16 protein-coding genes are annotated in these 21288 nt (G+C 69.3%); 3 read left to right on the top strand and 13 right to left on the bottom strand.

What is annotated here, in order from left to right; translation table 11 throughout:
• Position 1: 1 nt before the first annotated feature.
• Positions 2 to 1051 carry a PDR/VanB family oxidoreductase gene (locus AB0H78_RS27805; RefSeq protein ID WP_363237346.1) on the top strand — a complete coding sequence of 350 codons (1050 nt, stop codon included), beginning with the start codon at positions 2 to 4 and terminating at the stop codon, positions 1049 to 1051.
• Between the two features lie 10 nt (positions 1052 to 1061).
• Here the strand turns inward: AB0H78_RS27805 and AB0H78_RS27800 are convergent, their stop codons facing one another.
• From AB0H78_RS27800 to AB0H78_RS27790, 3 genes are all read right to left on the bottom strand, one after another.
• Positions 1062 to 1541 (bottom strand): carboxymuconolactone decarboxylase family protein, encoded by a 480-nt coding sequence (locus AB0H78_RS27800; protein WP_363237345.1) that lies wholly within the window; start codon positions 1539 to 1541, stop codon positions 1062 to 1064.
• The gene (locus AB0H78_RS27795) at positions 1538 to 2623 is read right to left on the bottom strand and encodes a dihydrodipicolinate reductase (RefSeq protein WP_363237344.1); all 1086 of its coding nucleotides are present in this window, start codon (positions 2621 to 2623) and stop codon (positions 1538 to 1540) included. Before AB0H78_RS27795 ends, AB0H78_RS27800 begins: the two co-directional genes overlap by 4 nt.
• A gap of 76 nt (positions 2624 to 2699) precedes the next feature.
• Positions 2700 to 3641, bottom strand: a complete 942-nt coding sequence (locus tag AB0H78_RS27790) for a trypsin-like serine protease (RefSeq protein ID WP_363237343.1) — start codon at positions 3639 to 3641, stop codon at positions 2700 to 2702.
• 97 nt (positions 3642 to 3738) lie between these two features.
• Between AB0H78_RS27790 and AB0H78_RS27785 the strand changes: the two genes are divergently transcribed.
• Complete coding sequence (locus AB0H78_RS27785; RefSeq protein WP_363237342.1) at positions 3739 to 4458, top strand: TetR/AcrR family transcriptional regulator; 720 nt, start codon at positions 3739 to 3741, stop codon at positions 4456 to 4458.
• On the opposite strand, the gene AB0H78_RS27780 is transcribed toward AB0H78_RS27785, so the two are convergent.
• Both AB0H78_RS27780 and AB0H78_RS27775 read right to left on the bottom strand, forming a co-directional pair.
• Positions 4455 to 5075: a DUF4230 domain-containing protein gene (locus AB0H78_RS27780; RefSeq protein WP_363237421.1), complete on the bottom strand. Its 621-nt coding sequence runs from the start codon at positions 5073 to 5075 to the stop codon at positions 4455 to 4457. The genes AB0H78_RS27785 and AB0H78_RS27780 overlap by 4 nt on opposite strands.
• 124 nt (positions 5076 to 5199) lie before the next feature.
• The gene (locus AB0H78_RS27775; protein ID WP_363237341.1) at positions 5200 to 5547 is read right to left on the bottom strand and encodes an isomerase; all 348 of its coding nucleotides are present in this window, start codon (positions 5545 to 5547) and stop codon (positions 5200 to 5202) included.
• A 50-nt stretch (positions 5548 to 5597) separates the two neighbouring features.
• Here AB0H78_RS27775 and AB0H78_RS27770 point away from each other — a divergent pair, with 50 nt between their 5' ends.
• On the top strand, positions 5598 to 6125 hold the full coding sequence (locus AB0H78_RS27770) for a GNAT family N-acetyltransferase (RefSeq protein WP_363237340.1): 528 nt from the start codon (positions 5598 to 5600) through the stop codon (positions 6123 to 6125).
• On the opposite strand, the gene AB0H78_RS27765 is transcribed toward AB0H78_RS27770, so the two are convergent.
• The 8 genes from AB0H78_RS27765 to AB0H78_RS27730 all read right to left on the bottom strand — a co-directional run bounded on the left by AB0H78_RS27765 (position 6083) and on the right by AB0H78_RS27730 (position 21280).
• The gene (locus AB0H78_RS27765) at positions 6083 to 7726 is read right to left on the bottom strand and encodes a fused response regulator/phosphatase (RefSeq protein ID WP_363237339.1); all 1644 of its coding nucleotides are present in this window, start codon (positions 7724 to 7726) and stop codon (positions 6083 to 6085) included. The genes AB0H78_RS27770 and AB0H78_RS27765 overlap by 43 nt on opposite strands.
• A gap of 71 nt (positions 7727 to 7797) precedes the next feature.
• On the bottom strand, positions 7798 to 13152 hold the full coding sequence (pulA, locus tag AB0H78_RS27760) for a pullulanase-type alpha-1,6-glucosidase (protein ID WP_363237338.1): 5355 nt from the start codon (positions 13150 to 13152) through the stop codon (positions 7798 to 7800).
• Positions 13153 to 13197: 45 nt separating this feature from the next.
• Positions 13198 to 14925 (bottom strand): carbohydrate-binding module family 20 domain-containing protein, encoded by a 1728-nt coding sequence (locus tag AB0H78_RS27755; RefSeq protein ID WP_363237337.1) that lies wholly within the window; start codon positions 14923 to 14925, stop codon positions 13198 to 13200.
• A 341-nt stretch (positions 14926 to 15266) separates the two neighbouring features.
• Positions 15267 to 16265: a LacI family DNA-binding transcriptional regulator gene (locus AB0H78_RS27750; protein WP_363237336.1), complete on the bottom strand. Its 999-nt coding sequence runs from the start codon at positions 16263 to 16265 to the stop codon at positions 15267 to 15269.
• Complete coding sequence (locus AB0H78_RS27745) at positions 16262 to 17917, bottom strand: glycoside hydrolase family 13 protein (protein WP_363237335.1); 1656 nt, start codon at positions 17915 to 17917, stop codon at positions 16262 to 16264. Before AB0H78_RS27745 ends, AB0H78_RS27750 begins: the two co-directional genes overlap by 4 nt.
• 65 nt (positions 17918 to 17982) lie before the next feature.
• Positions 17983 to 18894, bottom strand: coding sequence for a sugar ABC transporter permease (locus AB0H78_RS27740; protein ID WP_363237334.1), 912 nt, complete (start codon positions 18892 to 18894; stop codon positions 17983 to 17985).
• Positions 18895 to 18930: 36 nt separating this feature from the next.
• Complete coding sequence (locus AB0H78_RS27735) at positions 18931 to 19911, bottom strand: sugar ABC transporter permease (RefSeq protein WP_363237333.1); 981 nt, start codon at positions 19909 to 19911, stop codon at positions 18931 to 18933.
• Positions 19912 to 20005: 94 nt separating this feature from the next.
• Positions 20006 to 21280: an extracellular solute-binding protein gene (locus AB0H78_RS27730; protein WP_363237332.1), complete on the bottom strand. Its 1275-nt coding sequence runs from the start codon at positions 21278 to 21280 to the stop codon at positions 20006 to 20008.
• Positions 21281 to 21288: the final 8 nt, after the last annotated feature.

The following is a 21288-nucleotide window of genomic DNA, read 5'->3' as shown; positions in this document are numbered from 1 at the left end:
CATGCCGCGCATCCGTCACGTCGTCCTCATAGCCGGGGCGGCGCTGCTGGCCCGGCGCGCCCTGAGCCGCCGTGTCTCGGGCTCCCCGCTGTGGCCGATGCCCGCCCTCGACGAACCCATCTCGGGCTACAGCGCGCGCCGCCGCAGTCTCTCCGCCACCATCACCGAGCGCACATCACCGGCGGAGGGTGTGGTCCAACTACGTCTGGAGGGCGATGACTTGCCCGCGTGGACTCCAGGCGCCCACATCGACGTGGTGCTCCCCTCGGGTCTGATCCGCCAGTACTCCCTGTGCGGCGACCCCGCCGAGCGGGGCGCGTACACGATCGCCACCCGCCGTATCGAGGATGGCCGGGGCGGCTCCCGCGAGGTCCACGACGTGCTCGACGAGGCGGACGTGGTGGAGATCCGCGGCCCGCGCAACCGCTTCCCGCTGGTCGAGGCGGAGTCGTACGTCTTCGTGGCCGGCGGGATCGGGATCACGCCGATCCTGCCGATGCTGCGGCAGCTGCACGCGGCGGGTGCGGACTGGACGCTGCTGTACTGCGGCCGCTCACGCTCCTCGATGCCCTTTCTCGACGAGGTCGAGAAGCTGGGCGCACCGGACCGGGTCGAGGTCGTCGCCGAGGACGAACTGGGCTTCCCCGAGCTGGATTTCACGACAGCGGCCGAGGGCACCGCGTTCTACTGCTGCGGCCCCGAAGGCCTCATGACGGCGGTCGCCGAAGCCGTCCCGGCGACGGCCTCCCTCCACCTGGAGCGCTTCGCGCCCGGCGCGGCGACCACCGGAGGCGCCTTCGAGGTGGAGCTGCACCGCAGCGGCCGTACGATCACGGTCGCCCCCGGCACCACGGTGCTGGCCGCGGTCCGCGCGGAGCTGCCGAACGTCTCGTACTCCTGCGAACAGGGCTTCTGCGGCACCTGCCAGCAGCGGGTCCTGGAGGGCGACATCGACCACCGCGACGAGCTGCTCACCGACTCCGAGCGCGACGACTCGATGCTGATCTGCGTGTCGCGCTGCACCGGGGACCGCCTGGTGCTGGACCTCTAGCCGGGCGCCTTCAGACCTTGGGCAGTACGCAGACCGAGTCGAGCCCGAGGACGTGGTTGAGCCGCCCGAACGCCAGCCAGGAGCCGATACTCATGCTCAGTTCGACGATCTCGACCTGGCTGTAGTGGGCGGTCATCCGCTCCCAGAACGCGTCGTCGAGATTGTGGTGGTCCAGCGCGTACCGCTCGGCGTACTCGGCGGCCAGCCGGGTGCGGTCGTCGAAGACGCTGGTGGTGCGCCACTCGGTGACCGCTTCGGGGAAGGTGTCCTCGACCTTCTCGCCGTCCTTCTCGGTCCGCCAGTCGAGGCAGAAGACGCACCCGTTGATCTGCGCGATACGCAGCCTGGCGGCCTCGAACTCGCGCAGGCCGAGGGTGGTGTGCGCGTACACGGCGAGCGAGAAGTTGGCGGCGGCCATGCCGATGCCGGGGACCATGTCGCCCCAGACGTACGGGATGGGCTCTTCGCCCTCGGGTATCTCGATGATCATGACGCGTGCTTCCTTCCGAGCCTGCCGGCTGCGGGGCGCAGCGGGACGTCGAGTGCGTCGTACAGTCCGGGCTTCGCGTCCGCGAGCCAGTCGATGGCGCCGACGAGACGCCCGACGGCGGTGGCGTTGCCGCCCGCGGACCTGTTCTCGCCCTCGTCGGTGGCCTCGACGGTGACCTCGATACGCGGCCGCCCCTCGATGACGACACGGTGTGCGCCGTCGCCGCCGCCGGGCGGGAGCGGCCAGTCGGGGGCGCAGGAGGGGTGGATACGGGTGACGTGCTCGATGACGATGCGGGGCTCGCCCCCGACGATCCCCTGCACCTCGAACCGCACGGCGCCCTGGGTGCCGGCCTCGAAGGTGCCCATGGTCCGGGTCTCGACGGTGGTGTCGAGGGGCCGCCGGGCCATGGTCTCGCGTATCTCGTCGACTTCGACGCCCAGGGCCCTCGCCATCAGCCGGATCTGGCCGCCCCAGACCATGGTGGGGATGGACTCCATGAGCATCAGCGGCTGGTAGTCCATGGGGTGCCCCATGCCGATGAGATCGCGGACGGAGTCCGCCTGGTCGTACGTGGAGTAGTCGAAGATCTCCTGGCAGCGCACCGCGTCGATGACCGTCCCGAGCCCGCTGACGAGCAGCGGCAGTACGTCATTGCCCCAGCCCGGGTCGACGCCGGAGACGAAGAGCGATCCGCCGCCCTCGGCGACTGCGGCGAGGACGGGATCCCTGAACTCGGGGGGCGCGCTGGGCGGGTCGTAGAGCGCGTAGAGCGCAGGGGTCACGACGACGGCCCCGGCCCCCACGGCCCGTACGACGTCGTTGAGCGCCTCTTCGGGCCGGATGTCCCCGGAGGCGGCGTAGACGACGGCGCGCGGCCGCGCGGCGAACACCGCGTCGATGTCGTCGGTGGCCGCGACACCCAACTCGCTCTCCAGCCCCGCGAGTTCACCGGCGTCACGCCCGACCTTGTCGGCATTGTGGACGATCACTGCGGCGAGCGTCAGCGCCGGATGGGCCGCTACGGCACGAATGGCCGCGCGACCGACGTTCCCCGTACCCCAGACCACGGTGGAAATCATGCGCGGAGGGTAGCGAGCGCACCTTGAGGTTCCTAGAGCCGTGACGGTACGAATCCGCCGGGCCCGCGGCGGCGGTTCACCCCGCCGCACTCGCGTGCGTCTCGGACCGGGTGTGGAGCAGGCGGGCGAGTTCCCCCAGGGGCGTGCCGTAGCTGGTCGTGTCGTTGCCGCTGACGTTCACGGCGACGACGGTTCCCCCGCCGGTGGAGGGGTCGAGATCGGTGACGTACGGACCGCCGCTCGATCCCACGCCCATGTGGCAGGGGATCGCGAGCATGGCCGGGACTTCCGGATCCTGGACACCGGTGCCCGCGCATTGGAGGAGTCGAGAGGTGTACGGATAGCCGAACTCATCGATACGGACGCCCTGTTCGGGCTTGAAGGTGACTCTCTGGGCGCCGGCCACCTCCGACACGCTCCGGCCATCAGAGGCGGGGTTCATCTCCAGCATCGCGATGTCGCTGCCGTCCTCCTGCCACTCCTTCGCCATGTGCACCCGGCGTACGACGAAGCCACCCAACGGGGCCTTCCCGTCCCGGTATCCGGGCACGAAGTAGAGGTTCTGGTCCCAGGTCGCCTTCTGTGCGGGTTCGCCCTCCGTCGATGTCCTGACGCAGTGGCCTGCGGTGACCACGGTGTTCCTGCCCACCACTGTGGCAGTGCAGGCGCCGAGGTTCCCATCGGCGCTCTTCGCGTACAGCCGCCCGACGGACCTGGCCATCGCCCCGCCCTTGGACCAGGCAGCGGGCTTGAAGCTCGTGGTCCCGTCGTATTCTGCGATGTCCGCGATCCCGCCCTGCTTCCAGAACTGCTCCACACGCTTGCGCTCGTCGGCCGTGGCGGCCGCGTTGCGGGTGACGGTCTCCGGCATGGGAGCCGCCGTCGATCCGGACACCGACTCCTGCGCCGGCCGACGCGGTTCGGCTCCTTGCCCCGCCGTGCCCACCCCGCAGCCCGCGGTCGCCACCAGCAGCACCCCTGCTGCTGCCGTACGTCTCCACAGCTGTCCCGATCTCATTCGCCCACCCCTGGATCACCATCGCCGTTGCAAGATCCGCAGAGAGTACGCCGGCGCTGGGACGGGGGCGTCTTCGCCCAGTCGGTAGGCTGTTGGCATGACCACCGGGGTACGCCGCAGGATGGGCGTCGAAGAGCGCAGGCAGCAGCTGATCAGTGTGGCGTTGGAGCTGTTCAGCCATCGCTCCCCCGATGACGTCTCGATCGACGAGATAGCCGCGGCCGCCGGGATCTCGCGGCCGCTGGTCTATCACTACTTCCCGGGCAAGCAGTCGCTGTACGAGGCCGCGCTGCGACGGGCCGCCGACGAGCTCGCCGAGCGGTTCGTGGAGAGCCGTGAGGGGCCGCTGGGGGCGCGGCTGTTGCGGGTCATGGGGCGGTTCTTCGACTTTGTGGAGGAGCACGGGCCCGGGTTCTCCGCCCTGATGCGCGGGGGTCCCGCCGTCGGTTCGTCCACCACCAACGCCATGATCGACGAGGTGCGGAACGCCGCGTATCTGCAGATCCTTTCCCATCTGGAGACGCAGGAGCCGCCCGCCCGGCTGCAGTTGGTCGTGCGGTCGTGGGTCTCCCTCGCCGAGTCCACCGCTCTCATCTGGCTCGACGGGCGGCGGATTCCGCGCGGCGAGCTGGAGTTGCAGCTGGTGCACGACTTCGCGGCGCTGGCCGCCGTGAGTGCCGCGTACGACGACGAGATGGCCGGCATCGTGCTGCGGATCCTGGGCGAAGAGCCCGCGGACGGGCCCTTCGGTGATCTGCTCGGGCGCCTCGCGCAGCTGGGTGGCGGGATGATCCCGGCTCAGCGCAGCCGGTCCTAGCGGGCGGCGGCGCCCACGTCGTAGAGGACGGTGACGTCCTTGAAGCCCAGGGAGTGGAGCAGGCCCTGGAGCATCGTGGTGGTGTTCTTCTCGGCGCGTGCGGCCAGGCCGCTGTCCTTTGCCGCCTCGCCGATGTGCTTGGCCGCCAGGGACTGGACGGCGCGTTCGCTGTTGGGGTTGTCGGAGAAGAAGTCGCCGAGACGGTCGAGCAGACCGCGCTGCTTGGAGACCGCGTACGAGCGGTCCGGGTCCAGGGCCGGCTTGTCGAGGGTCGCGTGGGGCAGGTGGAGCGTCGCCTCGGTGCGGTCCTTGTTGGTGACGACGTTGCCCTTGGCCACCTTGCCCAGGTCCACCGCCGCGCCGACGCTGCCCGCGCCCACGTACAGCGTGCGCGAACCCTTGACCGCGTCGGGGAGGAACTTCGCGTCCTTCTCCAGGTCGACGACGACCTGGAAATTGCCGGACGCCGCCTCGTAACGGCTCATGTCCTGGATCGACTTGAGGAGTGCGGGACCGGTCCTGTCCTGTGTCTCCTCGCCGAATACGTCTGCCCAGCCGGGCAGGAAGTCGAGCCGGGACGCCGTGAAGAGCAGGGCGAACAGCACGACGAAAATCATCGGCACCTTGATCCACCAGGACCGCCGGGGAGGTGTGCGCTCCTGCTTCGCCTGCGGCTGCGGTTCGGTCAGAGTCATGAGGTCCGGGTTCCCCCGGACTCCATGACCACTCGGCGAAGTGGGCTCAGTTCTTCCGGTACGAGGCGTCCAGGTCGCTCACCTCGGCGGAGATGTGCAGCGTGAGGTCCGTGGGCTTGATGTGCTGCTGTACGAGGCCGATGACGGCCTCCGTGAGGCTCGCCTTGGCCTCGTCGGTGCGGCCCGGCAGCAGCCCGATGCCGACGTGGACGATCGCGTCCTTGCCCTCGCCGTCGCCGGCCGTGAACTCCTGCACGGGACGGAAGCGCGTCTTGCACGCAGGGGTGCGGGCGGCGACCTTCTCGACGACGACCGGGTGCAGGGCGAGTGCGAATCCGCGGCGGTCGAAGGACGCGTCGAGCGTGTCGGAGTAGTCGACGGTGATCTGCGGCATGGGAGCTCCTCGTTGTACGGCTGTCAGTGGTCACCTTTACGGTGATCGATATGAATGCACAACTGACCTTCCGGATGGCGGACAGCCCCGCCGACGCAGAGACGCTGGTGGAGCTGTTCGAGGGGGCAGCCCGGTGGATGCGCGAGAGCGGCATCGACCAGTGGAAGTCCGGCGACAAGAGCGCCGAGCATTTTCTGCTGCGGATGAAGGAGGGCGAGGTCTGGTTCGCGGAGACCGCGGAGGGCCGTGTCGCGGGCGCCTGCGAGCTGTGGTGGGACGACGTGGAGGCCTGGGGTGAACAGCCTCCGGTGGCCGGCTATGTGCACCGGCTGATGGTCGACCGGGAGGTCGCGGGGGCGGGGACCGGGGCGGCGTTGCTCGCGCACGCGGAGCGGCGGATCGCGGAGGCGGGGCGTCCGTTCGTACGGCTGGACTGTGTGACGTCCAATCCCCGCCTGCGTACGTACTACGAGTCGGCCGGATACCGCGTGGTCGGGGAGTTCCCCGGCAAGGTCAGGGCGCGGGACGGGCTTGTCTACGGCGTGACCTTGCTGGAGAAGGAGGCCTCATCGGGCTGAGTCCGGGTCTTGAGGCGCAGGGCCAGCAGCGCCACATCGTCCTCGCGGTGGCCGAAGCGGTCGAGGAGAGCGTCGCTGAGTTCCTCGACGCCCTCGGGGGCCGCGGCCGCCGCCGTCCGCAGGTCCTCCAGGGATACGGCCAGGTCGGTGCCCCTGGTCTCGATGAGCCCGTCCGTGATCATGAGCAGCCGGTCGCCGGGCGCGAGAGACGCCTCGGTGGGCGGCGGGTGGTCGAGGCCGAGGCCGAGCAGGGGTCCCGCGCAGTCGATGTAGTGCGGTTCGCCCTGGCCGGCGCCGGGGACGATCAGAGGCTGGATGTGGCCTCCGTTGGCGACGAGCGCACGGCCGGTGCACGGCTCGATGAGGGCCAGGCAGACCGTGGCCGTTGCCTCGGGGTGGTAGCGCTGGAGCATCCGGTCCAGCCGGGTGACCAGGGAGACAGGGTCCTGTTCGTCCACCACGTACGCCCGGAGCGCATGGCGGAGTTCGACCATGACCGTGGCCGCTTCGAGGTTGTGGCCGACGACGTCGCCGACCCCGACGAGCAGCCCGGCGGGGGTGGAGAGCGCCGCGTAGAAGTCGCCGCCGATCTCGGCCTTCCTGGTGGCAGGCTCGTAGCGCAACGCCAGCTCGGCGTCGACCAGTTCGGGAACGGCCCGGGGAAGGAAGCTGTGCTGGAGGGTGAGCGCGGTGCGCCGCTCCTCGGCGTACAGGTGCAGGGATTCGGCCGCCGTCGTGGTGGCGTGCGCGAGTTGGCCGAGGAGGGTGTCGGTGCCCGCGTCGTGGGAGGGGTACTGGGGCACGGCGAAGCAGACCGGTGGATGGTCGATCCGGCTGCGGGCGAGCAGGAGCCGGACCGTCCCCAATCCGTCGGGGAAGTAGCCGGGCGGCCAGGGAGGGACGGGGGCGAGGAGTTTCCGTACGCCCGCGCGCCCCGCCATGGCGCGTTGCATCACACGGGCGACCGCCTCCTGCGCACCGGGGACGGGAAGGTGCGCGCTGAGCAGCGGTGAGCCGGTGCAGAGTTCGCCGTCGGTGCCGAAGACAAAGGCGGCGGCGGGCCCCTCGGTGATCTCCGTGACCGCGGCCGCGGCCAGGTCCGCCAGCTCCTGGGCCGAGCGCGCCGCGTGCACGCTCGCCATGACGTAGGCGAACCGGCCGAGCCGCTCGGCCTGGGCGACGGCTTCCAGCCTGGCCCGCGAACCGCGCAGCACGGCACGGACGACGGCCTGGATCTCGGCCGGCTCCACCGGGACCGTGAGGTATGCCTCGCCTCCCGCGTCGAGGCCCCGGCTGCGGTTGCCCGAGTCGACCGCGGCCGCCGAGAAGTGCACCACGGGGATCGGGGCGATCCCCGGGTGCGCCTTCATCCGGCGGCACAGTTCGAGGCCGTCCATATCGGGCAGCCCGATGTCCAGGAGCGCCACATCCGGCAGGGCACCTGATCTGAACCTGGCGTCCAGCTCGATGAGGGCCTCGCCGGCGCTGACGGCGGGCAGGACGCGATGTCCGGCGCGGTGGAGCACCGCGCCCATCGCCAAACGGTTGGCGTCGACGTCGTCGACGACCAGGACTGTCGTACCGTCCGCCGCAGCGTTCATGTCCCGATACCTCTCGGGGTGCCCGGACCCCGCCGTGATGAGCTGGTCATCACCGTAGCGTCCGGGCCGCGTCAGCGTCGTGCGAAGACGGCGACGGTCCGCGCAGGAACGGTAAAGCTTCCCGAATTCCTTTCGTACGAGGCCGATTTGACGGTACTGTCCGCGCCCGCGGCCTGGACGGGATGCAGCGCGTACGCCGTCCCGGCCAGTGCGGCGACCTTCTGGGTCCGCGCGGACGGGGCCGCGTTGATGACGACGACCAGGTCACCCAGGCGCATGGTGATGACGCCCGGGGTCTCGTCCTTGCCGGAGAGCGGGAAGGAGAGCGCGGACTGCACCTGGGCGGTGGTGGAGAGGTCGAAGGCCGGGTCGGTGGTGCGGATCTTCAGCAGATCCTGGTACGCCGCGGTGGTCGGGGTGATGGTGGAGCAGTCGGCGGGCTTGATGCCGGTCAACAGGGGCTTGGCGTAAGGCCATTTGGCCTCGTTGTCGGCGGCGGGCGGAAGCCCGCGTCCGAAGCCGTTGCCGCTGCGGCAGTCCCAGTGGATGGCGTTGAACCAGTCACCGCTGTCGAAGGAGTTGCGGTCGAGCGACTTGGAGCGCAGCAGGTCGGTGCCCGCCTGGGAGAGCGAGGGCCCCTGGGAGAGGGCCGCGGTCGCCATGGCGAGTACCTGCATACGGGCCCGGTCGGCGGCCGGGGTCGCGGCGGGCAGTTTGTAGGCGAGGGCGTCGTAGAGGGATTCGTTGTCGTGGGCGTCCGCGTAGGAGAGCGCGTCGCCGGGGGCGGCCGCGTATCCGGCGGGGGCGCCGTTGTAGTCGACGTCGGAGCCCTTGACGGTGCGGCCCGAGGTGTCGGTGAAGGTGTAGCCGGCGAGGTTGCCGGTGAGGCCGATCTTGATCAGGTCCTGGTAGTGCAGGAGGCGGGCCTTCTGCTCGGCCGACGTACCGTTGGCGGTCGAGGAGTTGGGGTCGGTGTAGAGGCCGCTGGCGAATCCCTGGACGCCGGGGTCGGCGTCGAAGGGGCTGCCGCCGCGGATCGCGTCGCGGGCGCGGTCGGAGAAGGTCGCGATGCCGGTTCCGGCCATGTTCTTCTGGGTGGCCTGGACGAAGCGGGCGTCGTCGGCGACCTCGCCGAAGTTCCAGCCCTCTCCGTAGAGGATGATCTTCTTCCCGTCCACGCCGTCCTTGGCGGGGGTCAGCGCGTCGAGCGCCTTGCGTACGGCCAGGATGTTGGCCTTGGGGTGGTGGCCCATCAGGTCGAAGCGGAACCCGTCGACCTTGTACTCCTTGGCCCAGGTGACGATCGAGTCGACGACGAGCCTGCCCATCATGGCGTTCTCGGGCGCGGTGTTGGCGCAGCAGGTGGAGGTCGCCACGGAACCGTCGGCGAGGAGGCGCTGGTAGTAGCCGGGCACGATCCGGTCGAGTACGGACTTGCCGTCCTGGCCGGCGGCGACCGTGTGGTTGTAGACGACGTCCATGACGGTGCGCAGCCCCGCGCCGTTGATGCCCTGGACCATCTGCCGGAATTCGACCGTGCGCCGGGTGCCCTCGGGGTCCGAGGCGTACGAACCCTCGGGGACGGTGTAGTGCAGCGGGTCGTAGCCCCAGTTGTACGCGTCCTTGGCGGCGGCCACTGCCACGCACTCCTGCTGCTTCCCGGAGTCGGGTGCGTAGACCTTGAGATCACATGAGGGGGTCTGCTGGTCGGACTTCTTCTCGGGGATGGTGCCGATGTCGAAGGCCGGGAGGAGGTGGACGTAGGAGGTGCCGGACTGCGCGAGCTGCTTGAGGTGCTTCATGCCGTCGGAGCTGGTGTCGGTGAAGGCCAGATACTCACCGGGGTGCCGGGAGGTGGGGTCCGCGACGGAGAAGTCGCGGATCTGCAGCTCCTGGATCGCGGCGTCCTTGAGCGGTACGGCGGCCGGCTTCTTCAGGGTCGACCAGCCGGACGGGGCAAGGGACTTGGCGTCCAGGTCCGCGATGATGCTCTGCTTGGAGTCGGTGGTCAGGGCGACCGAATAGGGGTCGGTGACCTGGTTGGTGACGATCTTACGGACGGTCGGGGCCCAGACCTTCACCTCGTAGAGATACTTGCTTCCCAGCCAGGACTTCTTGCCGGTGACCGACCAGTTGCCGGTCGCCGCGTCGCGCCGCATGGCGACGCGCTTGCCGTCCAGGAGCAGGCAGACGCTCTGTGCGGTGGGTGCCCAGACCCGGAGGGTGGGGGCGCCCGTGTGGCCGAAGGTCGTGCCGAGTGCGGCGTCGTTGGCGTACAGATCGTCGAGTACGCCCGCGATCTGCACCCCCGTCGCGGACAGGACCGCACCGTTCGCCGCACGCTGGGAGAGCACCAACTGGCCGCGCAGGGCGTCCTTGACGCGGCTGCGGTCCCCTACGTCGACGGTGAAGGCGGTGTACTTGGCGAGCTGCGGGAACTTCGCCTTCTGCGCGTCGGTGAGCGCACCCTTGTTCAGCCGCAGCCACTGCGCCGCGCCCGTCAGGGTCCCGTCGGTGACGGCGATCGAGCCGTCCTGCGAGGAGAGGAGCTGGGTGGATGCGGCGGCGTCGCTGCCCTGGAACGCGACGGTGTCCGCGTCGATCCAGACCGCCTTGGAGGTGGTCAGGTCGAGTGCGGCGGCGCTCCCGGCCGGCTGCGGCAGGAGGTACTTCTCCGTGGCGTTCAACAGCCACACCTCGTTGCCGTTGGCCTTGAGGTCCAGGGACTGGTCGGTGGGCAGGTCCTTCGCGTCACCGTTGTGGATGATGTAGCTGAGGGACGTGGCACCTGCGGCGAGGGGCACCTCATACACCGCACCGTAGGAGTCGATGCTCGTCGGCTCAAGGGGCTTGGACCAGTCGGTGGGGGCTGCCGCGCCCGTCCAGGTGTGGAGTCCCCAGCCGTCGTACGTGCCGTCGGCGCGGTGGTAGTGGACGACGGCCTTGGCGGTGTCCTGCGCCGGGTAGTCGGGGCGGGTGGTGGTGACCGTCTCCTTGCCCTGCTCCAGCCAGACCTCGCCGGATTTAGTGACGTCGATGGAACGGTCGGTCGAGACGTCCTTGGTGCCGTCCTTGTCGATGACCAGGAAGTTCACCGTGGAGGCGCCGGGCTTGAGCTTGACGTACGCGAAGGATCCGTACGCGTCACGGCCGGTGAAGCCGTGCCCCTCGGGCCAGGTGGTCGCCTCGCCGTCGGCGAGGTCGCCCCAGGCGTAGAGCCGCCAGTCGGTGTAGTCACCGGCGGGGCGCTTGTAGTGGACGATCGCGTAGTCGCGCTGGGTGGCGGTCGGCGTCTCGGCGGCGGGGGTCGCTCCCGCGACGGTCTCGGCCGTGGCGGAGGCCGTGCGGCCTGCCCGGTCGACGACAACCGCCTTGTAGCGCAGGGCGGTTCCGGCGGCCGTGTCCACCGACTGGGTGACCTTGTACGGGGCGTGGTCGGCGGAGCCGAGGGTCTGCCAGCGGCCGTTGCCGACCTGGGCGGCGAAGACGACGCGCTGCAGCCCGCTGCCCGTGACATCGGCGGAGACCTCGACCGTGCCGGTGGCTCCGGCGGCGGGGGCGGTCAGGGTGAGGGAGGGCTTGGCGGCGGCGGTCGCGACGGGGGCGTCCGCCTTGTAGACGACCGAGGACAGGGCGGGGACGGTGAGGGTCGTCTTCGCGTCGGCGCCGGTGGTGACGGCGGTCTTCGTGCCGTACAGGGCGCGGTAGTGCGCGGATGCGACGGAGGCCGGGACCTGGACGGTCTTGGCCTCGGTGGCGTTGTTGACCGCCACGAGGTAGTCGGCGCCGCTCCTGGCGTCCGTACGGGAGAAGGCGTACACCGAGTCCTTGGCGTACCGCTCCGTCTGCACGCCGCCCGTGAGCGCGGGGTTGGCCTTGCGCAGCGCGGAGAGAGCGGCGATCTCCTTGTAGAGCACCGCACTTGAGTCGTACGCGTCCGAGGCCGCGGTGCGGGCCGTGCCCAGCTCGTCGTCGTCCAGGTAGTCGGCGGTCTTCGAGGCGAACATCGGCTGGCGGGCGTCCTTGTCGCCGCCCGATCCGGTGAAGCCCTGCTCGTCGCCGTAGTAGACGACCGCGTTGCCGCGCGACAGGAACATCAGCTGGTTGGCGAGCTTGTCGCGCTGCACCAGCTCCGCGTCGCCCGCCTTCGGGTTGTCGGCCTTGAGGAAGTACCCGAGGCGGCCCATGTCGTGGTTGCCGGTGAAGGTGACCTGCTCGTACGCGTTCGCCTTGTCGGTGGTGTACCGGTAGTCCTGCGCGAAGACGTCCGCGAGCTTCGAGGCGGGCGCGCCCTGCGATGCGTACTGGCGGGCCGCGTCCTGGAAGGGGAAGTCGAGGGTCGCGTCGAGGCGGCCCTGGGTGACGTACGGGGAAGTGATCTTCGGGTCGGCGGAGTAGACCTCGCCGAACATGAAGAAGTCACTGCGGCCCCGCTGGGCGGCGTACGCGTCCAGCGCGGTCGCCCACTGCGTCCAGAAGTCCATGTCGACGTGCTTGACCGTGTCGATCCGGAAGCCGTCGATGTCGAAGTCCTTGACCCACTTCTCGTAGATCTTCTCCATGCCCTGCACGACCTCTGGACGCTCGGTCCACAGGTCGTCGAGGCCGCCGAAGTCGCCCTGGTCGGCGGATTCTCCGGCGTAGGTGGAGTTGCCCCGGTTGTGGTACATCGTCGGGTCGTTGAGCCAGGACGGCTTCTTCACGTTCTTCTCGGCGGCGGGGACCGTCGGGGAGTACGGGAAGGAGGACGCGTCGACGGCGGGGAACTTCTTCGTGCCGTCCGAGTAGTCCGAGTCGTCGAAGGGCACCCCGTCCTTCGTCACATACGGGAAGGCGCCCTTGGAGAGGTAGTCGTAGGACTTCTCCTCGTAGTCGACGACATCGGCGGTGTGGTTGGTGATGACGTCGAAGAAGACCTTCATGCCCTTGTCGTGGGCCTTGTCGATCAGTTTCTCCAGGTCGGCGTTGGTGCCGAAGTGCGGGTCGACCTGGGTGAAGTCGGTGATCCAGTAGCCGTGATAGCCGGCCGAGGCGTCGGCCCCGGCGCCCTGCACGGCCTTGTTCTTGAAGATCGGCGCCATCCAGATGGAGGTGGTGCCGAGCCCCTTGATGTAGTCGAGCTTCTGCGTCAGGCCCTTCAGGTCACCGCCCTGGTAGAACCCCTTGTCCGTGGGGTCGTACCCGGTCTGCAGACGCGAACCGGTCAGCCCACCGCGGTCGTTGGAGGAGTCCCCGTTGGCGAAACGGTCCGGCATGACGAAGTAGAACTGCTCTTTCGTCAGGTCGTTGCGCGCCGGTACGGAGGCGAGCGCGCCGTCGGAAGGCGGTGCGGGTGCCTTCGCCGCGGCGGCGACCGGCAGCGCCGGCACGAGCGCCGCGCACAGGGCGGCGGCGACGGCGACAGCCGTTCTTCGCAGGGATTTCACGGGGACTCCTCGGTGATGCGGAAGAGACAGACAGAAGGGAGGGGTTCAGCTGCGCCAGGTGTCGCTCAGGGCGACTTTCCCGCTCGCCGGGACGACGGCGGTGCGATTGGCGCCGCTCTCCCAGGTGACGGAGCCCGCGGCGTTCTTGCGGATGTACTTGTACGAGAAGGACGTGCCGGCGGGCAGCGCGACATCGAGCTTCCACACGGGGTAGCTCGCCGGGTCGAGCTTGAGGGCGCTGCCGGTGTTCCAGCTGCCCAGCGCCGACTGGTCTCCCGTGACGTAGATGTTCTCGCCGAGGACGGTGGTGGCGTTCACGGCGAAGGACGCGCCCGAGGCGGTGGTGTCGCCGCCACCCGGGTTGCCGCCCGAACCCGACCCACAGGTACGGGCGTTGACCTGAAGCGCGAGCGCCGTGTTGGCAGCGAGCGTGGCGGTGAACTGACCCGAGCCGTTGACCGTCACCGCGGTGTTGTTCTGCACGTTGCAGTAGTCACCGGCGGCCAGGGACGTCTGGAAGGTGCGGGTCAGCGCGGACGACTCGTGGTTGATGGCGACGTACGCCTTGGATCCCCGCCCGAAGGCGATGGCGTCCCCGCCGTTGTCCCACCAGTCGGTGACGGCCTGCCCGCGCGCGGCGTTGCGGAAGCCGACCATCGAGGCGATCTCGGTCCAGGCGTGCTGGCACTTCCACCCGTCGCTGTAACAGGCGTTGACCGTGCCGCCGTTGGGCGGACCCGCGTCCTTGTCGGTCCACTCGTAACCCGAGTTGATGTCGGGCGACCCATAGGGGTAGGCCAGCATGAAGACATTCGCCAGGGTGTAGTTGGCGCCGTCCTTGTAGTTGAGGGTGTCGCCGCCGCGCTCGGTGTCGTGGTTGTCGACGAAGACGGCGGAGGTGCCGCTCGGCATGAAGCTCCAGCCCTCGCCGAAGTTCTTCAGATAGGCCAGGTTCTGGTTGTTGAAGACGTCCTTCAGGCTCCGCCCGTACCGGAATTCCTGCACGTCACCGGTGCCGGTGTACTCGCTCGGCGACACGGCCTCGCCGGCCCCGTAGATCGCCTCCTGCTTCCAGTACACACCGCTGTTCGTCAGGCGCGACTTGATGTTGGCGAGGTCGGCCTCGGGCATGTGCTTGGCGGCGTCGATCCTGAATCCGTCGACGCCGAGCGAGAGCAGGTCGTTCAGATAGCCCGCTATCTTCCCGCGGACGTACTCCTCACCGGTGTCCAGGTCAGCGAGACCGACGAGCTCGCAGTTCTGTACGTTCGCCCGGTCCTGGTAGTTGGAGATCGCCGCGGTGCAGTCGTCCATGTCGGCCGCCGAGTAGACCCCGGGGTAGTTGTACTTGCTGTACGAAGTCCCGCCCGTCCCGGTGCCCGACCCCGACGTCATGTGATTGATGACCGAGTCCGCGACGACCTTCACGCCCGCCGCATGGCAGGCGGCGACCATGGTGGCGAAGCTCGTACGGTCGCCGAGCCGGCCCGCGATCTTGTAGCTGACGGGCTGGTACGAGGTCCACCACTGGCTCCCCTGAATGTGCTCCTGGGGCGGTGAGACCTGGACGAACCCGTAGCCGGCCGGTCCGAGTTGATCGGTGCACGCCTTCGCGACCGAGTCGAACTTCCATTCAAAAAGGACGGCTGTGACGTCCTTGTCGCCGGTGGGGGCGGCGTGTGCGGGCGCCGAGCCGGCGACCACGGACAGCGCGGCGGACGCGGTGAGGGCCAGCGCGGCGGCGAGGGATCTGCGAGGGGCACTGCTTGCCATGTTTCCTCCTGCACGTGGGGGGAGGCAGCTATGAATGTTCTTGCTGCAAGACTGCAAGCTCTTGCTGCGAGGCAGACCGTACGAGCCCCTCAAGTCACGGTCAACCCTTTGGGCATGACGGGTTTACCCGGGGGAAACAAAGAGTTTTCCGCGCAGGAAAGACCTTCCGCAAGAGATTGCAGAGATGTTAGGTTCAGCTCACGCGTGAGAGACCCGGGGCCACCTCCCCGCCACCGCCCAGCCTGGGCAGGCCCCGGGTCTCCCGTCATCTCAGAGAGCGCTCAAAAGCCGTGCGGGCGCGGGCAGTTCGAAGCCGCTGCGTCCACCAGGGCCTGCGCCGGTCAACGCGCCTGGGCCGTCGAGCCCCGCACCACCAGCTCCGGCTGGAAGACGAACTCCGTGCGCTGTACGGGGTTTCCGCCGATCTCCTCCAGGAGCGCGCCGACCGCCGCGGTCGCCATCGCCTGGACGGGCTGGCGCACCGTCGTCAGCGGCGGGTCGGTGAACGCGATCAGCTGCGAGTCGTCGAAGCCCACGACCGAGAGGTCGCCGGGGACATCAAGTCCCCTTTCCCTGGCGGCCCTTATGACCCCGAGGGCCATCATGTCGCTGCCGCAGACGATGCCCGTGCATCCCTGGTCGAGGAGCGCACCGGCGGCCACCTGACCGCCCTCGACGCTGAAGAGGGTGCTCTGCACGAGACCCGACTGCCCCTCCCCCACCGCCTCCAGGAACCCCTCCTGCTTGCGGCGCGACGGTACGTACCGCAGGGGTCCGACCGCGAGCCCGAGCCGCTGGTGGCCCAGGTCGGTGAGATGGCGTACGGCCATCCGCATCGCCGCGTGGTCGTCCGGCGATACGAAGGGGGCGCTGATGCGCTCGTTGTAGCCGTTGATCAGGACGAACGGCACGCCGCGCTCGGTGAGCGAGGCGTACCGCGAGGGGTCCGACGAGGTGTCCGCGTGCAGGCCCGACAGGAAGACGATCCCGCCGACCCCGCGCTCCACCAGCTGCTCCACCAGCTCGTCCTCGGTCGCACCGCCGGGCATCTGGGTGCACAGGACCGGGGTGTACCCGTGCCCGGCAAGCACCTGCTCCACGACCTGCGCGAACGCCGGGAAGATCGGGTTGGTGAGCTCGGGCGTCACCAGCCCGATCAGTCCCGCACTGCGCTGCCGCAGCCGCACCGGGCGCTCGTACCCCAGCACGTCGAGCGCCGCGAGCACCCGCTGGCGCGTGGTGTCCGCGACGCCCGGCTTGCCGTTCAGGACCCGGCTGACCGTCGCCTCGCTGACCGAGGCCTGCGCGGCGATGTGCGAGAGCCGGGGTGCGAGGGTCACACCGCCCACCACACCGTGGTGTCCGCCGGAAGTACGAACTCCTCGCCCTCGGCGGTGACTTCGGTGCTGGCGAGCAGCATCCGGCCGGGCGAGGGCAGACGTACGGCCGCGCCCGTCGTGTTGACGGTGCAGACGAACCCTTCGCGGGCGAAGACCAGCACGCCCTCGGGGGCGTCGCGCCACTCGACCGCCTCGCCCGCGCCGAGTCCCGGCTGCTCGCGGCGCACGGCGAGCGCGCTGCGGTAGAGCTCCAGCGTGGAGTCCGGGTCGCCGGTCTGCGCCTCGACGGAGAGGCCGGCCCACGACGCGGGCTGCGGGAGCCAGCTGCCGCCGCTGCCGAAGCCGTACGAGGACCCTTCGGCGGTCCACGGGATCGGCACCCTGCAGCCGTCGCGGAAGCCGTCCTGGCCCTGTGCCCGGAAGTACGACGGGTCCTGGCGGACCTCGTCGGGCAGGTCGGTGACGTCGGGCAGGCCGAGCTCCTCGCCCTGGTAGACGTACGCGGACCCGGGCAGCGCCAGCATCAGCAGCGTCGCCGCGCGGGCGCGCCGCAGACCGAGCTCGCGGTCTCCCGGGGTGCGGATCTGGGTGCCGGCGGGCGGGTTGGCGAAGCGCGTCGCGTGCCGGGTGACGTCGTGGTTGGAGAGGACCCAGGTGGCGGGGGCGCCGACCGGCTTCATCGCGGCGAGCGAGGTGTCGATGCACTCGCGGAGCTTCGCGGCGTCCCAGGGGGTGCCCAGGTACTGGAAGTTGAAGGCCTGGTGCAGCTCGTCGGGGCGCACGTAGTTGGCGGTGCGCTCGACGGTCGGGGTCCATGCCTCGGCCACGGCGATGCGCTCGCCCGGGTACTCGTCGAGGATCGTGCGCCAGGAGCGGTAGATCTCGTGGACGCCGTCCTGGTCGAAGAACGGCAGGCCATCGTCACTGCTGCCGAGCAGTTTCAGCTGGTCGTGGGAGCCGAGGCTCGGCAGCCCCTCCGCCTTGACCAGGCCGTGGGCGACGTCGATACGGAATCCGTCGACGCCCATGTCGAGCCAGAAGCGCAGGATCGAGCGGAACTCGTCCGCGACGGCGGGGTGTTCCCAGTTGAGGTCGGGCTGCTCGGGCGCGAAGAGGTGGAGGTACCACTGGCCGTCGGCGACGCGCGTCCAGGCGGGCCCGCCGAAGATGGACTCCCAGTCGTTGGGCGGGAGTTCACCGTTCGCGCCGAGTCCCTCGCGGAAGTGGTAGCGGGCGCGCAGCGGGGATCCGGGGCCGTCCGCGATGGCGCGCTTGAACCACTCGTACTGGTCCGAGGTGTGGTTGGGCACGACGTCGACGATGATGCGCAGGCCCAGGTCGTGGGCGTCGCGGATCATCGCGTCGGCGTCGAGCAGCGTGCCGAACATCGGGTCGATGGCCCGGTAGTCGGCGACGTCGTAGCCGGCGTCGGCCTGCGGCGACGCGTAGAAGGGGGACAGCCAGACGGCGTCGACGCCGAGGTCGCGCAGGTAAGGAAGCCTGCTGCGTACGCCTTCGAGGTCGCCCATGCCGTCGCCGTTGGCGTCGGCGAAGCTGCGCGGATAGACCTGGTAGATCACCGCGTCCCGCCACCAGCCGGTGAGGTTTCCGGCGGAGGAGTGGTCGGTGGGAGCAGCGAGGTGCTGGGTCATGACATCCCTGTGGGTCTGGGTGAAAGGGGTACGGAAGGAACGCGTGCGGGAGGTGCGGGCCGGGCTCAGCCCTTGGTGCCGCCCGCCGTCAGGCCTGTCACCAGGTGCTTCTGCACCAGGTAGAAGACGGCGGAGACGGGGATGGCGATGAGCACAGCGGTGGCCGCCATGAGGTTCCACTGCGCGTCGTGCTCGCTGACGAAGCTGGAGAGGCCGACGGCCAGGGTGTACTTGCCGTCGTCGAGCATGAAGGTGGAGGCGAAGGCGTACTCGCCCCACGCGGTGAGGCAGGTGTAGAAGGCGGCGACCGCCAGGCCCGGACGGGCCAGCGGCAGGATGAGCCGCCAGAAGGTGCCGAAGGGGGTCAGTCCGTCGACGCGGCCGGCCTCGTCGATCTCGTACGGGATCGTGTCGAAGTACCCCTTGAGCAGCCAGGCGCAGTACGGCACGGCGGTCGAGCAGTAGACCAGGATCAGGGCGCCGTAGGTGTCGATGAGGCCCAGGTCGGCGAGGATCACGTACATCGGCACGATGAGGACGGCGACCGGGAACATCTGGGTGACGAGCAGCACCCACATCAGCTTCTTGTAGCCGGGGAAGCGCATCCGGGAGACGGCATAGCCGGTGCTGGCCGCGATGAAGACGCCGATCACGCAGGTGGCGCCGGCGACGAGTGCGGTGTTGCCGAGCCAGGTGAAGAACTGGGTGTGCTCCATGACGAACGAGTAGTTCGAGAAGGACACCTTGGAGAGGATGCGGCCCGGGTGGAGGTAGTCGTCCTTGTCGGGGCCGAGCGAGAGGTAGACCAGCCAGCCGATCGGGAAGACCGCGATGATGCTCGCGATCGACAGGGCGAAATGGGAGAGGACCCTGGTCCTGGTGGTCATCGTGCCGCGGCGCTGCGGGCGGCGGCCGGGGGTGGAGCCGGGGGCGGGCTGCTGCGCCGCCGGGGTCTCGGTGCTGGTGGTCGTCGTCATGTCGTCGTTCCTGCCTTCAAGTCCGGGGTGGAGGGGTCAGCCGATGGCCTGCTCGTTGCGAGCGAGCCAGCGGCGGTAGAAGGCGGTGAAGACGATCAGGATCGAGAGCAGGAGCACGCCGTACGTCGCCGACTGGGCGTAGTCGCGCGGCTGTTGGCCGAAGCCCAGGCGGTAGGCCCAGGTGACGAGGATCTGGGCGTCGGGGGCGTTGTTGCCGAACAGCAGGAAGATGATGTTGAACTGGTTGAACGTCCAGATGATGCCGAGCAGGACGACGGTCGAGCTGACCGAGCGCAGTCCGGGCACGGTGACGTTGCGGAAGCGCTGCCAGGCACTCGCACCGTCCATCTCGGCCGCTTCGTACAGCTCGGAGGGGATCGACTGGAGGCCGCCGAGCAGCGAGACCATCATGAAGGGCACGCCGACCCACACATTGACCAGGATCGCGGCGATGCGCTGGAAGAGGGTGTCCTCCAGCCAGGCGGGCTGCGGCAGATGGAGCGCGCCGAGCACGGAGTTCACGACTCCGGAGTCGGCGAGCATGATGCGCCAGGCGAAGACGGTGACGAAGGTCGGCACCGCCCAGGGCAGGATCAGCATCATCCGGTAGAAGGTGCGGCCGCGCAGCTTCTGGTTGAGCAGCAGGGCCAGGCCGAGCCCGATGACGTAGTGCAGGACCACGCAGGACGCGGTCCAGACGACGGTCCAGATGAAGTGGGACCAGAAGCGGTCCCAGGCGGTGGGGCCCCAGAGGATGTCCGCGTAGTTGTGGAATCCGATGAAGTCGTAGGTGGCCGCGATGTGGTTGACGCCGATGGTGCGGGCGGAGTTCATGCTGTCGGCGTCGGTGAGGGTGAGATAGAGGCCCTGGATCAGGGGGTATCCCACGAGCACGCCGAGGACGATCACCACGGGGGCGGTCATCGCGTAGGCGTACCAGTGCTTCTGCAGGGAGTGCTTGAAGCGCTCCAGCAGCCCGCGCCGCTTGCGGGCCGCGCCGTCGACGGCAACGGTCATCGTGACACCTTTTCCAGGGTTCTGCGGTTCAACTGGCGTGGTACGTACGGGAGCCGCCGGGCCCGTGTCGCTCATGGGCCCGGCGGCTGCTGCCTCACTTGCTGAAGTCGGGCACCAGCTTGGCGATGGCGTCCTGGAGCTTCTTCAGACCGTCCTGGACGGACTCCTTGCCGGTGGCGATCTTCGGCAGTTCGGCGTCCATCGGGGTGAACATCGAGGAGTACTCGGCCAGTTCGGGGCGCGGCTGGGCGGCGGCGAGCACGCTCTGGTAGCCGGCGATGCCCGGGTTGGCCTTGACGGCGGCGGTGTAGGCGTCCGTGCGCGTCGGGAGCGTGGAGTTCTTCAGCGCCACGGTCTCCTGGCTCTTCGCCGAGGTCATGAAGTTGATGAACTTCAGCGAGGCGGCCTGGTGGGCCTTGTCGGAGCCGGCGTACGCGGAGAGGTTGTGGCCTCCGGTCGGGGCGCCCGCCTTGCCCGTGGAACCGGCCGGGACGGTGGCGATGCCGAGGTTGGACTTGTCGGAGAACGCCGAGCCCTTGTAGAAGTTCGTGATCTCCCACGGGCCCTGGATGATCGAGGCGACCTTGCCGTTGACGAAGGCGTCCTGGATGTGGGCGTAGGCGTCCGCGGTGGCGTCGGCCTTGTGCAGGCCCTTGCCGTCGAAGGTGGTCTTCCAGGTGTCGAAGGCCTTGACCGCGGGTGCCCCGGCGATGGTGACCTTCTTGCCCGCGGCGTCGACCTTGTCGGTGCCCTCGCCGTAGAGGAACGGCTGGGCGTAGTAACCGGCGGTGGAGCCCCAGTAGCCGTCGACACCCGCCTTGTCCTGGACCTTGGCGGCGTCGGCCTTCAGCTCGTCCCACGTGGTGGGGGCCGCGGTGATGCCGGCCTTGGCGAAGAGCGCCTTGTTGTAGACGAGGGCGAGGGTGTCGGTGACCAGCGGGACACCGTAGGTCTTGCCGTCGAACTGCGCCTGCTTGACCAGGTTGGGCTGGAACTGCGCCTGGTCCTTCAGCGCCTCCGTGCCGTCGAGGGGGAGGAAGTACCCCTTCTTGGCGAAGGCGGGGGTCCAGCCGACCTCGGAGCGCAGCACGTCCGGGGCGCCCTTGGCGCCTGCGGCGGTGTCGAACTTGTTCTGCGCCTGGTCGAACGGAACGTTGACGTACTTGACCTTGACGTCCTTGTTCGCCTTCTCGAACTCGCTGATCAAGGCCTTGTACACCGGGGCCTCGTTCGTCGCGTTCGACGTGTCCCACCAGGTGATGGTGACCGGGCCGTCCGACTTGCCGCTGCCGCTGTCGTCTCCGCCGCAGGCTGTTGCCGCGAGCGCCAGGGTCGCGACCAGGGCGGTGGCCGCTATGCCACGTCGCATGTGAACTC

Source organism: Streptomyces sp. NPDC050738 (assembly GCF_040654175.1).
In the GTDB taxonomy this organism is placed as follows: Bacteria; Actinomycetota; Actinomycetes; order Streptomycetales; family Streptomycetaceae; genus Streptomyces.
Note: the sequence above shows the minus strand (reverse complement) of the source record. Positions and strands in the feature narration are given on the sequence as shown.